This window comes from Arthrobacter sp. (assembly GCF_048266065.1).
In the GTDB taxonomy this organism is placed as follows: domain Bacteria; phylum Actinomycetota; class Actinomycetes; order Actinomycetales; family Micrococcaceae; genus Arthrobacter_H.
In genome coordinates this window covers 185558-199649 of record NZ_JBLXAH010000002.1, presented here as the reverse complement: position 1 = coordinate 199649, position 14092 = coordinate 185558, and the positions used below count along the sequence as shown (strand labels likewise).

Annotated in this window: 11 protein-coding genes; 7 read left to right on the top strand and 4 right to left on the bottom strand. The window is 66.4% G+C overall.

What is annotated here, in order from left to right; translation table 11 throughout:
• Positions 1-326 precede the first annotated feature (326 nt).
• Positions 327-1517, bottom strand: coding sequence for a DUF1972 domain-containing protein (locus ACN0TP_RS04000; RefSeq protein WP_417216940.1), 1191 nt, complete (start codon positions 1515-1517; stop codon positions 327-329).
• Positions 1518-1756: 239 nt separating this feature from the next.
• Between ACN0TP_RS04000 and glmU the strand changes: the two genes are divergently transcribed.
• The 6 genes from glmU (at position 1757) to sufU (ending at position 7843) form a co-directional block, all read left to right on the top strand.
• Positions 1757-3220 (top strand): bifunctional UDP-N-acetylglucosamine diphosphorylase/glucosamine-1-phosphate N-acetyltransferase GlmU, encoded by a 1464-nt coding sequence (gene glmU, locus ACN0TP_RS03995; RefSeq protein WP_417216937.1) that lies wholly within the window; start codon positions 1757-1759, stop codon positions 3218-3220.
• 81 nt (positions 3221-3301) lie between these two features.
• Positions 3302-4282, top strand: coding sequence for a ribose-phosphate diphosphokinase (locus ACN0TP_RS03990; protein WP_417216934.1), 981 nt, complete (start codon positions 3302-3304; stop codon positions 4280-4282).
• Between the two features lie 264 nt (positions 4283-4546).
• Positions 4547-5173 (top strand): 50S ribosomal protein L25/general stress protein Ctc, encoded by a 627-nt coding sequence (locus ACN0TP_RS03985; RefSeq protein WP_417216931.1) that lies wholly within the window; start codon positions 4547-4549, stop codon positions 5171-5173.
• Positions 5174-5190: 17 nt separating this feature from the next.
• The gene (pth, locus tag ACN0TP_RS03980; RefSeq protein WP_417216928.1) at positions 5191-5772 is read left to right on the top strand and encodes an aminoacyl-tRNA hydrolase; all 582 of its coding nucleotides are present in this window, start codon (positions 5191-5193) and stop codon (positions 5770-5772) included.
• 293 nt (positions 5773-6065) lie between these two features.
• The gene (locus tag ACN0TP_RS03975) at positions 6066-7382 is read left to right on the top strand and encodes an aminotransferase class V-fold PLP-dependent enzyme (RefSeq protein WP_417217484.1); all 1317 of its coding nucleotides are present in this window, start codon (positions 6066-6068) and stop codon (positions 7380-7382) included.
• Positions 7379-7843 (top strand): Fe-S cluster assembly sulfur transfer protein SufU, encoded by a 465-nt coding sequence (sufU, locus tag ACN0TP_RS03970; protein ID WP_417216925.1) that lies wholly within the window; start codon positions 7379-7381, stop codon positions 7841-7843. Before ACN0TP_RS03975 ends, sufU begins: the two co-directional genes overlap by 4 nt.
• A gap of 3 nt (positions 7844-7846) precedes the next feature.
• Here the strand turns inward: sufU and nhaA are convergent, their stop codons facing one another.
• The 3 genes from nhaA to ACN0TP_RS03955 all read right to left on the bottom strand — a co-directional run bounded on the left by nhaA (position 7847) and on the right by ACN0TP_RS03955 (position 10290).
• A complete protein-coding gene (gene nhaA / locus ACN0TP_RS03965; RefSeq protein ID WP_417216922.1) occupies positions 7847-9178 on the bottom strand; it encodes a Na+/H+ antiporter NhaA in 1332 nt (443 codons plus the stop codon).
• A gap of 102 nt (positions 9179-9280) precedes the next feature.
• Positions 9281-9811, bottom strand: coding sequence for a VanZ family protein (locus ACN0TP_RS03960; protein ID WP_417216921.1), 531 nt, complete (start codon positions 9809-9811; stop codon positions 9281-9283).
• Entirely contained in the window at positions 9790-10290 is a 501-nt protein-coding gene (locus ACN0TP_RS03955) for a DUF2505 domain-containing protein (protein ID WP_417216919.1), read from the bottom strand. The genes ACN0TP_RS03960 and ACN0TP_RS03955 overlap by 22 nt, the downstream gene beginning before the upstream one ends.
• A gap of 136 nt (positions 10291-10426) precedes the next feature.
• Here ACN0TP_RS03955 and mfd point away from each other — a divergent pair, with 136 nt between their 5' ends.
• The gene (gene mfd, locus ACN0TP_RS03950; RefSeq protein ID WP_417216918.1) at positions 10427-14032 is read left to right on the top strand and encodes a transcription-repair coupling factor; all 3606 of its coding nucleotides are present in this window, start codon (positions 10427-10429) and stop codon (positions 14030-14032) included.
• Positions 14033-14092 lie beyond the last annotated feature (60 nt).

Below are 14092 nucleotides of genomic sequence, written 5' to 3'. Positions count from 1 at the left end.
TCTTACCCCGCCGAGTGGCAATTCCGTTGGTTCGGTTCCCATTGACTTGATTGTTCCCACGGTCCGCGCAGGCACGCGTCACTGTCGTGTTCCAGGGGGGAGCCAGTGAAACGTCAGGTGAGGGGAATGGTCGAGGCCCTGCTCGTCGAACGGTCATTTTCTGGTTGAGGCCGGGATGCGCTGGGTGAAAGCTTGCATCAAGCCAGGACACACGAACGTGTCCGCCAATCGTGCCGAGGCAGCTGTGGCCGGAGCCGAGCTTTTCGTCGTTTGCCCCCGGCCCCGGGCACCATATCTGTAGGAGAGCTCTGCTCGGCGGCGAGTACTCACCGCGTGGGGATGGGCTCCGCCGAACGTGAGATTCGCCGACCGCCGCCAATTCGCCGATGGCCACGATCTCGGAGCTCATAACAGAGCTTTTCATAGTCATCAGCAACTATGTCCCAGTCATATCTCAGGGCTTCAGTTCGAGACTGGGCTGCTCTCGCAGCCAATGCTGGGCGATCGTCCTCAGCAGCTTGGACCAAGGCGGGGATATCGTTAGCTTCCTTGAAGTACTCGCCGGCACCGCGTAGGACCTCACGGTTAAAACCGACGTCCAAGGCGTTGACGGCGGTTCCCGCCCCCAAAGCCCGCAACAAGGATGGGTTGGTGCCGCCGACCGAATGCCCATGCCAGTACACGGCCGCATTCGCGTACAACTGGTCGAGTTGTTCCTGGTCCCACACGCCTCCGAGGAATCGGACGCGCCCATCGGCCAGTGACCGGACCTTGCGTGTGTATTCGTCGCTGTAGGGAGCGGAGCCAACCACTACCAGAGGAAGCCGCGACGAGCTTCGTGAGTAGCCATCGACGATGACATCCACGTGATTCTCGGGCTCGAATCGTGCCACCACCAGATGGTAGGCCCCACTTTGCAGCCCCAATTCTGGGAGACGATGGGAATGACCCGGTTCAAGAAGGGGAGCTCCATAGGTAATCAAGCTGGTGGGTGCACCAAATTCCTCCGAATAGTAGTCGGCGATACCCTCGGCATCAGCGATGAGCGCATCAGACCAACGGACGGCCATGGCCTCACAGGCTCTGTAATAACGGCTCCCGACTGGCCCCCACTTGGCTCTCTGCCATTCCAAGCCGTCTACGTGTGTTGCCACGGGAATTCGGGCGACACGCAGAAGGGGGAGCCACGGTGCGTTTGCTGCGTTGAATACAAGTGCTGCGTCTGTCTTGTGTGCCAGCAGGTGAGCGGCGGATAGTCCGGTATGGCTCAAAGTTTCCAAAGTGCGGCGCCGCATGGCCGGAAGATGTACCAACTTCATGCCGAGGTACTCTGAGGGGCGATCCGAGCCGCCGTCAGGTTGTCGGCAGTAGACGACTACTTGATGACCTCGGTCGGACAGACGTCGGCCTACTTCTTCGATCGCGGTCTCGAATCCGCCATAGCGGGCGGGCACACCGCGGGTACCCAGCAGCGCGACAGACAGCGGATCCGTGGAGCGGACATTGAGCGGCGACATTGATCTCCCCCAGTTGATCTCGGACAGGCGCAGTGTGCGCCTGTGCCTGAGGGTATGCAGCGATTCTGCAACTGATAGCCGTAACCGCTACTCGAAAGCGGACTCTTGCTACTTGTCCTGAGTGGCGCCACCATCATCAGTCCAGCCCAGTGGGTCGTTGACCGAACCCAACGCGGTAGACTGGCGTGGCCCGGCCATGCGCCGGGACCGAACCACCAACACCGCAGGGAGTTCAAAACTTGAGCGTGGAAGCCACCACACCGGCCGCCGTCATCGTCCTCGCAGCAGGGGCCGGAACCCGGATGAAATCGGCGAAGCCGAAGATCCTCCACGAGATCGGTGGCCGCTCCATGGTCGGCCACGCGATCGGGGCTGCCAAGGGTTTGGACCCCGAGCGACTCGTGGCAGTGGTCCGCTTTGAACGCGACATCGTGGTCAAACACCTGATGGAGATCGAACCGGGCATCACCATTGCGGACCAGGATGAGATTCCCGGCACCGGACGTGCCGTGCAGGTCGGGCTCGAGCAGCTCCCCGCCGACCTGGAAGGCACCGTCGTCGTGACCTACGGCGATGTGCCGCTGCTGACCACTGAGCTCATCGGCGAACTCGTGACGGCACACGAATCCGAGGGCAACGCCGTCACCGTCCTCAGCGCCGAACTCTCCGACCCGACCGGCTACGGACGCATCGTCCGCGCCGCCGATGGCACCGTCGAGGGCATCATCGAGCACAAGGACGCCACCGCCGACCAGCGGGCCATCAACGAGGTCAACTCCGGAATCTACGCCTTCGACGCCGAGGTCCTGCGCAATGCGCTGGCCAGCGTCACCACCGACAACGCCCAGGGCGAGATGTACCTGACCGACGTGCTGGGCATCGCCCGGAACGGCGGCGGACGTGTCGCCGCGGTGGTCACCACCGACCGCTGGCAGGTCGAGGGCGCCAACGACAGGGTTCAGCTCTCGGCCCTGGGCAAGGAGATGAACCGCCGCATCCTCGAGAAGTGGATGCGGTCCGGCGTCACCGTCATCGATCCGGACACCACCTGGATCGATGCCTCCGTCGCGTTGTCCCCGGACGTCACCCTGAAGCCCGGCACCCAGCTGCACGGCTCGACCGCCATCGGCACGGGGGCCGTCATCGGGCCCGACACCACGCTCGTCGACACCCACGTCGGCCAGAACGCCGAGGTCAAGCGCAGCGATGTCACCTCCTCGGACATCGGCGCCGGTGCCTCCGTCGGCCCATTCGCCTACCTGCGCCCGAAGACCCGCCTCGGCGACGCCGGCAAGATCGGAGCCTTCTACGAGACGAAGAACGTCACCGTCGGACGCGGTTCCAAGCTCTCCCACCTCGGCTATGCCGGTGACGCCGAAATCGGCGAATACACCAACATCGGCTGCGGCAACATCACCGCCAACTACGACGGCGTCAATAAGCACCGCACGACGATCGGTTCGCACGTACGTACCAGCTCCAACACGGTGTTCATCGCCCCGGTCACCGTCGGCGACGGCGCCTACACCGCCGCCGGAGCCATCGTGCGCAAGGATGTCCCCGCAGGTGCCCTCGCCCTGTCCGTGGCGCCCCAGGCCAACAAGGAAGGCTGGACCGCGACCAAGCGGCCCGGCAGCCCTGCCGCCGAGGCGGCCGCCGCGGCACAGCGGAACGGCGCGGGCCCGGCCTCCAGCGACGGCTAGCCCGCACGTCTACAGGCACCACCTAATGCCCCTCACCCCGACCAGACCGCACGAATCCCTCACAAGTGAGAAAGTGAACACATGAGCGAACTGAGCCACAACGTCGACAAGAAGCTGGTGTTGGCATCCGGCCGCGCACACCCGGAGCTGGCGGAGGAGATCGCGGCGGCACTCGACACCGAGTTGCTGCCCATGTCTGCCTACGACTTCGCGAACGGGGAGATCTACGTCCGCTCGGGGGAGAGCGTGCGCGGCAAGGACGTCTTCATCATCCAGGCGCACCCGGCACCGTTGAACAACTGGCTGATGGAACAGCTGATCATGATCGATTCGATGAAGCGGGCCTCCGCGCGCCGCATCACTGTGGTCTCGCCGTTCTACCCGTACGCCCGCCAGGACAAGAAGGGTCGTGGCCGCGAACCCATCTCCGCCCGGCTGGTCGCGGACCTGTACAAGACCGCCGGTGCCGACCGAGTGATGAGCGTTGACCTGCACACCGCACAGATCCAGGGCTTCTTCGACGGGCCCGTCGACCACCTGTTCGCCATCCCGCTGCTGGCCGACTACATCCGCACCCGCGTCGAGGCCGACAACGTCACCGTCGTCTCCCCGGACACCGGACGGGTCCGGGTTGCCGAGCAGTGGGCCGAGCGCCTCGGTGGTGCCCCGTTGGCGTTCGTGCACAAGTCGCGTGACCTCACCGTCCCGAACCAGGCCATCTCCAAGACCGTTGTCGGCCAGATCAAGGGACGTACCTGCGTCCTCATCGACGACATGATCGACACCGGCGGCACCATCTCCGGCGCCGTGCGCGTGCTGATGGACGCCGGCGCGAAGGATGTCATCATCGCCGCCACCCACGCGGTGTTCTCGGACCCCGCGGCACAGCGTCTCTCCGAGTCCGGTGCCCGCGAAGTCGTCGTGACCGACACGCTGCCGATCCCGAACGCCAAGCGCTTCAAGCAGCTCACCGTCCTGTCGATCGCCCCGTTGATCGCCCGCGCGATCAAGGAGGTCTTCGAGGATGGCTCCGTCACGAGCCTCTTCGACGGCAACGCCTAGGAAAAACAGCATGACGACGGATTGCGGCCTCCGTCCCCACGCACGGGGCGGGGGCCGCCCCGTCCCTGGACGGCAGCGGGTCAGCGGGCTGCTAAACTAGGGCGCAGTGCCCAGGCGAGGGAACTGCCGGACGCCAGTCCGCAGGTTCCGTGATCGACAAGGCCCAACGCCACGGCGTCCATCCTGCGGGATCGGCTTCGTACGGTGTCCGGACCTCGATCTGTCCGGGCAGACCGCAACAGCCACACCACCCAGGAGATACCCATGACGCACGACAAGGTCACCCTGCCCGCAGAGGTCCGCACGGACTTCGGCAAGGGCGCAGCCCGCACCGCCCGCCGCGAATTCAAGATCCCCGCGGTCATCTACGGCCACGGTGCCGAGCCGATGCACATCCTGCTTCCGGCCCAGGAGACCACGCTGGCAGTCCGCGTGTCCAACGCCCTGCTGACCATCGACATCGAAGGCGAAACCCACCTCGCCCTGGTCAAGGACATCCAGCGCCACGCCCTGCGCCAGACCGTCGACCACATCGACCTGCTGACCGTGAAGAAGGGCGAGAAGGTCACCGTTGACGTGTCAGTGCACATCGAGGGTGAAGTCGCCCCCGGCGCCGTCCTGGAGGTGGACCACTACACGGTTTCCGTGGAAGCCGACGCCACCAACCTGCCCGAGCAGGTCACCGTGAACGTCGACGGCCGCGAAGTCGGAAACCACGTGCTGGCCTCCGACCTCGTCCTGCCGAAGGGCACCGCCCTGCTCATCGAGGCCGACACCGTCATCGCCACCGTCGACGAGCCGAAGGTCCAGGACCTGGGCAGCGACGAGGACTCCGCCGAGACCGCAACCGCCGAGGGCGAAAAGCCCGCCGAAGCCACCTCCGCAGAGTAGGGAAACCTCCTGCCCTGATGGCAAGCAACACCTGGCTCGTAGCCGGACTCGGGAACCCCGGGTCCGGCTACGCCCATAACCGACACAATGTGGGCCAGATGGTCCTCGACGAACTCGCACAACGCGTGGGAGGATCGTTCAAATCACACAAGGCCAATGCCCAGATCCTCGAAGCGCGTCTGGGGATCGGCGGCCCGCGGCTCGTCCTGGCCAAGCCGATGACCTACATGAACGTTTCGGGCGGACCGGTCGCCGGACTGGCGCGCTTCTTCGACGTCGACCCGCTGCACATTGTTGCGATTCATGACGAAATCGATATTCCGTTCAACACCATCAAGCTGAAGCTCGGCGGGGGAGAGGGCGGACACAACGGGCTGCGGGACATCTCCAAGGCCCTCTCGACCAAGGACTACCACCGTGTCAGGGTAGGTGTCGGGCGTCCTCCGGGCCGGATGGATACCGCGGATTTCGTGCTGCGTGATTTCGGAACGGCCGAACGCAAGGATCTGCCGTTCCTCCTCGACGACGCCGCTGATGCCGCGGAACTGCTGATCCGCGAGGGTCTGCAGGCAGCGCAGCTGAAGTTCCACGGGGCGTAATCCACGGCACGGCACCGACGATTTTTATTTGACAAGAATTTCACATATTATCGTTCCATGCCTTTCGGCTCCCTTATGCGGGGCCGGTAGCGGGCGGCCTCTGAGACTGGGCCACCCCCATCCCGCTACCGGTCCCTTTTTTCATGCCCGGTTTCAGACGCCGGTTAGGCGTGACTCACATGAAACACCCCCGGCGGGCGTGCCATGATTAGGTCATGGATTCGTTGCGGAATCCACGGGGCGAGTGTCCCGACGACCATTCCCGATGCAAGGACTCGACGTACGTGGATACCATGACCGGCCCCCGCGGGGCGGCTGAAGCAGATCCGACCTCTACCCCGTTGGATGACACGGAAGTGCGCCGCCTGCGCGCAGACTTCACCCTGCTGGAGCGCACCGTCAACGCCATGCCCCTGGTCTACCTCGACTCGGGGGCCACGTCGCAGAAACCGCAGTCCGTGTTGGATACCGAGCAGCATTTCTACGAGAACTTCAATGCGGCAGTCCACCGTGGCGCGCACACACTGGCTGTCGAGGCAACTGACATCTACGAGGAAGCCCGCGAGAAGGCAGCACGCTTCATCGGCGCCGGAGCCGACGAAGTCGTGTGGACCTCCAACGCCACCGAGGCACTGAACCTGCTGACCTACTCGTTCTCCAACGCCAGCGCCGGCCGGGGCGGGGAAGCCGCCCGCCGCTTCGCGTTGGGACCAGGCGACGAGATCCTCGTGACCGAACTCGAACACCATGCCAATCTCATCCCCTGGCAGGAACTGGCCTTCCGCACCGGCGCGAGCCTGAAGTACATCCCGGTCGACGGTGACGGCGCCCTGCGCATGGACCGTGCGGCCGAACTTGTCGGCCCACGGACCCGCATCGTCGCCTTCACCCATGTCTCCAACGTGCTGGGCACCGTGGTCGACGTCGCAGCACTGGTTGAGCTGGCCCGTGGCGTCGGCGCACTCACGGTGCTGGACGGCTGCCAGTCGGTCCCGCACCTGCCCGTGGACGTGAAGGCCCTGGACGTGGATTTCATGGCCTTCTCCGGCCACAAGATGCTCGGCCCCACCGGGATCGGCGCCCTCTATGGACGGCGGGAACTGCTCGACGCGATGCCACCGTTCCTCACCGGTGGTTCCATGATCACCACCGTGACGATGGAACGCGCGGAATTCCTCGAGGCGCCCACCCGCTTTGAAGCCGGCACGCAGCGCATCTCCCAGGCCGTCGCCCTGGCTGCCGCCATCGACTACCTCGACGAGGTCGGCATGGATCGCATCGCCGCCTGGGAGGAACACCTGGGCCGGCGTCTGGCCGCCGGCCTTGCCTCGATTCCCGGTGTGCGCCAACTCGGCCCGGCCGGGGCGGCCCAGATCGGCACCGCCACCATTGACATCCCCGGTGTCCACCCGCACGACGTCGGCCAGTTCCTGGACAGCCGCGGGGTTGCGGTACGCGTCGGACACCACTGCGCCCAACCGCTGCACCGGGCCCTGGGCGTGACAGCCAGCACGCGCGCCAGCACCTACCTCTACAACACCGACGACGACGTCGACGCCTTCCTGGGTGCCGTCGCCGATGTGCGCGGGTTCTTCGGGGTGGGCGCATGAGCGACCTCGAACAGCTCTACCAGCAGATCATCCTGGACCACTCCAAACGCCGTAACGGCGAAGGACTCATCGACCCCGAACCGGGGCATGCCTGGGGCGAAACCCACCAGCACAACCCCGTCTGCGGGGACCAGATCCGGTTGCGGGTCGAGACAGCAGGGGAGTCCATCACCAGGATCAGCTGGGAAGGGGACGGTTGCTCGATCTCGATGGCCTCCGCCTCCGTGCTGGTCGATCTCGCCACCGGGGAGAACCGCGGGGAACTGCTGGGCCTGGCCGAACAATTCCGCACTGTCATGCGCTCCCGCGGTGCCGTGGAGGCCGACGAGGAGGTCCTGGGCGATGCGGCGGCCTTCGCCGGTGTCTCCCGGTTCCCCGCCCGCGTCAAATGCGCGATGCTCGCCTGGGTGGCCGCCGAACAGGCCCTGGCCGCCGCCGACACGGCAGCCGGCCAAGGCTAGGTCCTAATCCGGTTGGTAGACGTCGGGGATCCCGTCCCCGTCGTCGTCCCGGCGCTCCTGCTCGGCGAGTTGCCGGTAGTACTTGTTGCGCGGGGCCAGCCAGATGGCGCCGAGGACCGCTGCCAGCAGCGACCCGGTGAGGATGGCGACCTTGGCGTGCTCGTAGTGCGGTGATTCCAGCCCGAAGCTGAGCTCGGAGACCAGCAATGACACGGTGAAGCCGATGCCGGCCACCAGGGTCATGCCCAGGAGATCTCCCCAGCGCACCGAAGGGTCGAGATTGGCGTGGCGGGTCCGCGTCAGCAGCCACGTCGACCCCATGATGCCGATCGGCTTGCCCAGGACCAGCCCGATGACGATGCCCCAGACCACTGGATCCTGCAGCGCCTTCCCGATGCCTGCGGCTCCGCCGAGGGCGACGCCGGCGGAGAAGAAGGCGAAGAGCGGCACGCAGATTCCCGAGGACAGGGGGCGGAAGCGGTGCTCCATGCGTTCGGAGAGGCCGGTTCCCTCTGCCTTGTCGCGACGGAGCACCGGGACGGCAAATCCCAGCAGGACCCCGGCGATGGTCGCGTGGACCCCTGATTCATGCAGCAGCGTCCAGGAGACGAGTCCCAACGGCAGCAGGATCACCCAGGCAGCCCAGCTGCGGGTCGCGAAGAGTTTCTGGAACCGCTGGGCCACGAAGAAGAAGACCAGCAGCGGTATGAGGAACAGCCCCAGGAACACCGGCTTCAGGTCATCGGTGTAGACGAAGGCGATGATGACGATCGCGATGAGGTCATCGACCACTGCCAACGTCAGCAGGAACAACCGCAGCGGAGCCGGCAGGCTCGAACCGATGACCGCGAGGACCGCCACGGCAAAGGCGATGTCGGTCGCCGTGGGGATTGCCCAGCCGTGCAGGGTCGATCCGCCCGTGCCGATGTTCAGCGCGACATAGATCAGCGCAGGGACCACGACGCCACCGAAGGCCGCGGTGACCGGGACGATCGCGCGGCTGAAGTCCTTCAGGTCGCCGATGACGAATTCCTTCTTCAGCTCCAGCCCGGTGAGGAAGAAGAACACGGCCAGCAATCCGTCCGAAGCCCAATGCCCGACGCTCAGGTCCAGGTCAAGACCGGGCAGGGGGATCGCCAGGTGGAAGTCACGCAGTGCGAAGTATCCGCTGCCCCAGGGGCTGTTCGCCCAGATGATCGCCGCGGCGGCCGCGACGATGAGGATGAGTCCACCGATGGTTTCCTTGCGCAGGATCTCGCCGATGCGCAATGATTCGCCATAGCTGCCGCGGCCCAGGATGGTGCCGCGCGGTGGGGTGGGTTCGGGTGTGGTCATCGGACAACCTCGATTTCGAGTGGGCACAACTTTGTCATTGCCGACCAGACTTCCCGGCTCACCGTCTTCGAGCCTACCGTGCGGCGTGGTGCCGGACACAAATCATGACGACAGCGGTGGCACGCTGGATCCATAATGCCGTCGAGCGGAGGCAACGACCGCCGGAAAGGTCACTGCGCAGAACAGCACACCCAGGACCGCGCCGAGCGTGTTGGCTGCGACGTCGGCGGGGGAGGCAAAGCGGGCGTCCACCAGGAGAAGCTGTGCCGTCTCGATGACCGAACTGGCCAGCATCCCGGCGACGGCGACCAGCCACCACCGGCGCGGTGCCGACACGACGGCCCCGAAAGCGCCCCACGGGACGAACATGACCACGTTGGCCAGCCATTCGACCAGACCGTAGTCGAACCACCCGGGCACCCCATGGCCGTGCAGCCATGACAGGACCTGGTCCAGGTTGCCCTGGACCGGCCGGTCGACGGGGACCGGCCAGAACACGATGAACAACACCGCGGCCAGATAGAGGCCCGCGGGGATCATCACATAGACGATGCGCTGGCGCAGCGGCAGCAGGGCCGCCAGCGGCACCCCGGTGCGCAGCGCGCCGTACCCTAGGCCGGCTGGTCGAGCCACTTCTTGGCCTCGGAGGCCTGGAGGTTCAGGGCCTTGGCCAGATACGGCTCGGCAGTTGCCGCGATCTTCCCTCCCAGGAACGGGATGGAGGAGGAGACATCGCCGGTAAGCTCGATCGTCGTGGATCCGGACGCGGCCACCAGCTTCTGCACTGCTTTCACCTTCACGGGGGCTCCGGCGACGTCAACTGAAACGTCAACGGTGCGGCTGCCGTCGGCGGCCGGGGCCGACCAGGTCTCGTGCTGGGTGACGTTCAGCGTCTGGCCGACGAACTTCTTGACCATGTCGGGGAAGCGGTCGGTCGGCAGCGAGCGAGCCGTGGTGGTGGTGAAGGCACCGCTGACCGGCCCGGAGACCGTGAACTCGGTCAGCGTGGCACCGGCGCGCTGGCTGACATGCTCGACGAAGTCTCGGCGGGTCAGCACGTCGACGACGGCTTCGACGGGGTGGGGCAACGTGGTGGAGGCGTTCAGGGCCACAGGGTCTCCTCGGACATCGGGGTGGTGGTATCGGTCTCCATGCTACGGGGTGGTGCAGCGAATCGCGGTAGGCTGGGATCCACCCCGGCCTCCTTGTGGACGCCGGGCTTTTGTGCTGTTTCCCGGAAGGAATCCCATGGCCCTCACTGGCCTTCGCGCGGCATTGGCCGCCGATCCGTCCTACGCGCGTGTGCGCAGCTACGCGTCGAAGGACTTCGGCGCACGGAGCCAGGACCTGGAAGTGGCGGCTCCCGCCGGTCTGCGGGCGGCCCTCGTCACCGAGGTCGTCGACGGGCTGGCGGCCGGCGACGGGATCGTCCTGGCCGTCACCGCGACCGGCCGCGAAGCCGAGGAACTGGTCGGGGCGTTGCGCGCCTACCTGCCCGACGGGGCGGTCGAGGAGTTCCCCAGCTGGGAGACCCTCCCGCACGAACGGCTTTCCCCGCGCTCGGACACGGTGGGCCGCCGGCTGAACGTGCTGCGCCGGCTCGCGCACCCCGGACAGCACCCGGAACCGTTGAAGGTCGTCGTCGCCCCGATCCGCGCCGTCGTGCAGCCGCTGGTGAAGGGGCTGGGGGAGTTGTCTCCCGTGCGGCTGGCCACGGGGGAGGAGAAGCCGTTCGACGACGTCGTACAGGAGCTCGCGGATGCGGCCTACGCCCGCGTGGACATGGTCACCCACCGCGGCGAGTTCGCCGTGCGTGGCGGCATCCTCGATGTCTTCCCGCCCATCGAGGACCACCCGATCCGCATCGACTTCTTCGGCGACGAGGTCGAGTCGATGCGCTGGTTCTCCGTGGCGGACCAGCGCTCGTTCTCCAAGGCCGACAAGGCAGAAGGCGGGATCGCCGACCCCGCGGTGCTCTATGCCCCTCCGTGCCGGGAACTGCTGATCACCCCGGCCGTCATGTCCCGTGCGGCCAGGCTCAAGGCCTCGATGCCGGCGGCTGCCGACATGCTGGAGAAGATCGCCGGGGGCATCGCCGTCGAGGGGATGGAATCCCTGGCCCCGCTGCTGGTCGACGCCATGGTCCCCTTCCTCGGGGAGCTGCCGGCCGATTCCATTGCCGTCGTGATGGAACCCGAGCGGGTGCGGGCCAGGGCCCACGACCTCGCCGAGACGAACGCCGAATTCCTCGCGGCCGCCTGGTCCACCGCCTCCGACGGCGGCGCGGCACCGGTGGACCTGATGCAGGCCGAGGACCCCGGCACCGCACTGGACGCCGGGAACTTCTCCACGCTGGCTGACACGCGCGCCACCGCCCTGGCTTCACGGGTCAGCTGGTGGTCCATCACCTCGCTGGCCCGCGACGGCGAGGTGGAACTGGACATCGATTCGCTCAACGTCGCGGCCCGCGAACCCCGCGGCTACCAGGGCGAGGTGGCCGAGATGATGGACTTCATCGGCTCCCGCGTCCGCGATGACTGGCGCGTGGTCGTGGCGACCGACGGCCCCGGCCCGGCCCAGCGTCTGGCCGAGCTCTTCCACGACGCGGGCATCCCGTGCCACCGCGTCGAGTCCGTCGACGGGGAGCCGACCGCCGGGCTGATCGAGATCACGACGGCGGTGGCGGGGCGCGGATTCGTGTTCGACTCCCTGAAACTCGGGTTGCTCACCGAGGCCGACCTGCTGGGCCGCTCCAGCGCCTACTCTGCCAAATCCAGCCGCAAGCTCGCCGCCCGACGCCGCAACGCGGTGGATCCGCTGCAGCTGAGCGAAGGCGACTTCGTCGTCCATGAACAGCACGGTATCGCCCGGTTCGTGGAGTTGATCCAGCGCAAGGTCGGCGGCACCTCGGGGGCCATGCGCGAATACCTGGTCCTCGAATATGCGCCCTCCAAGCGCGGGGCGCCGGGGGACCGGCTCTTCGTCCCCACCGACCAGCTGGATCAGGTCACCCGCTACGTCGGCGGTGAGACGCCATCGCTGTCCAAGATGGGCGGCAGCGACTGGTCGAACACCAAGTCCAAGGCCCGGCGTGCGGTCAAGGAGATCGCCGCTGACCTCATCCGCCTCTACTCGGCACGGATGGCCTCGCGCGGGCACTCGTTCGCGAAGGACACCCCGTGGCAGTCCGAGCTGGAGGAGGCCTTCCCGTTCGTGGAGACCCCGGACCAGCTGACCACCATCAACGAGGTCAAGGCCGACATGGAGCGGGAAATCCCCATGGACCGTTTGATCTCCGGCGACGTCGGCTTCGGCAAGACCGAGATCGCCGTCCGTGCCGCGTTCAAGGCAGTGCAGGACGGCAAGCAGGTGGCCGTGCTGGTGCCCACCACCCTGCTGGCCCGCCAACACGTGGAGACCTTCTCCGACAGGTTCTCCGGCTTCCCCGTCCGCGTCGCCTCGCTCTCGCGCTTCCAGACCGCCAAGGAGGCCAAGGACGCCGTCGAGGGGCTCAAGAACGGATCCATCGACGTGGTCGTGGGCACGCACCGGCTGTTGTCCAAGGAGGTGGAGTTCAAGGACCTGGGCCTGGTGATCGTCGACGAGGAGCAGCGCTTCGGCGTCGAGCACAAGGAGGCGCTGAAGCAGATGCGCACCAACGTCGACGTGCTGGCCATGTCGGCCACCCCGATCCCGCGCACCCTGGAGATGTCGCTGACCGGCATCCGTGAAACGTCCACGCTGGCGACCCCGCCGGAGGAACGCCACCCGGTGCTGACCTATGTCGGGCCCCATACCGACAAGCAGGTGTCGGCGGCGATCCGGCGCGAGCTGATGCGCGAAGGCCAGGTCTTCTTCGTGCACAACCGGGTGTCCTCGATCGACTCGGTGGCCGCGAAACTGCGTGAACTCGTCCCGGAGGCACGGGTGGAGGTCGCACACGGGAAGATGAGCGAATCCCGGCTCGAACAGATCATCGTGGACTTCTGGGACAAGAAGTTCGACGTGCTGGTCTCCACCACGATCATCGAAACCGGCCTGGACATCTCCAACGCCAACACGCTGATCGTGGACCGGGCGAACAATTACGGGCTGAGCCAGCTGCACCAGCTGCGCGGACGCGTGGGCCGCGGCCGCGACCGGGCCTATGCCTACTTCCTCTGGAATGCCGAGAAGCCGCTCGGGGAGGTGGCGTTGGAACGCTTGAAGGCAGTGGCCGCGCACAACGAACTGGGTTCGGGATTCCAGCTGGCCATGAAGGACCTGGAGATCCGTGGCGCGGGCAACCTGCTCGGTGGCGAGCAGTCCGGACACATCGCCGGCGTCGGATTCGACCTGTACATCCGCCTCGTGGGAGAGGCAGTCGCGAACTTCAAGGGAGAGACCGAGGAAAAGGTCGCCGACATGAAGATCGAGCTCCCGGTCAATGCCCACCTGCCACACGATTACGTGCCGGGGGAGCGGTTAAGGCTGGAGGCCTACCGCAAGCTCGCCGCCGCCACCGACCCGGAGGGCATCGACGCGGTGGTCGCCGAACTCATCGACCGCTACGGCGAACCGCCGGCACCGGTGGCCAACCTGGTGGAGGTTGCCCGGTTCCGGGTCAGGGCCCGTGCGGCCGGGCTGAGCGATGTGGCGATGCAGGGCAACTTCATCAAGTTCGCACCGGCGCAGCTGCCCGAATCGAAGCTGCTGCGGATGAACCGGATGTACAAGGGTGCACAGAACAAACAGGCGCTGGACGCCGTGCTGATCCCCAAGCCCAAGACGGCGCCGATCGGGGGTCGGGACCTGGCTGATGCCGAGATCCTCGCCTGGGCCTCCGGCGTGCTGGAGGCGCTGTTCGAGGGCTGAGGCCTTCCGGCCGGGGACCGGACACGGTTCAGGCCCTGCGTGGCGGGACACGCAAAACGG

What these genes read in the sequence shown, in the direction of transcription:
- ACN0TP_RS04000 (WP_417216940.1), bottom strand. Translation starts at nt 1,517, where the DNA reads ATGTCGCCGCTCAATGTCCGCTCCACGGATCCGCTGTCTGTCGCGCTG.
- ACN0TP_RS03990 (WP_417216934.1), top strand. Translation starts at nt 3,302, where the DNA reads ATGAGCGAACTGAGCCACAACGTCGACAAGAAGCTGGTGTTGGCATCC.
- ACN0TP_RS03985 (WP_417216931.1), top strand. Translation starts at nt 4,547, where the DNA reads ATGACGCACGACAAGGTCACCCTGCCCGCAGAGGTCCGCACGGACTTC.
- pth (WP_417216928.1), top strand. Translation starts at nt 5,191, where the DNA reads ATGGCAAGCAACACCTGGCTCGTAGCCGGACTCGGGAACCCCGGGTCC.
- ACN0TP_RS03975 (WP_417217484.1), top strand. Translation starts at nt 6,066, where the DNA reads ATGACCGGCCCCCGCGGGGCGGCTGAAGCAGATCCGACCTCTACCCCG.
- sufU (WP_417216925.1), top strand. Translation starts at nt 7,379, where the DNA reads ATGAGCGACCTCGAACAGCTCTACCAGCAGATCATCCTGGACCACTCC.
- nhaA (WP_417216922.1), bottom strand. Translation starts at nt 9,178, where the DNA reads ATGACCACACCCGAACCCACCCCACCGCGCGGCACCATCCTGGGCCGC.
- mfd (WP_417216918.1), top strand. Translation starts at nt 10,427, where the DNA reads ATGGCCCTCACTGGCCTTCGCGCGGCATTGGCCGCCGATCCGTCCTAC.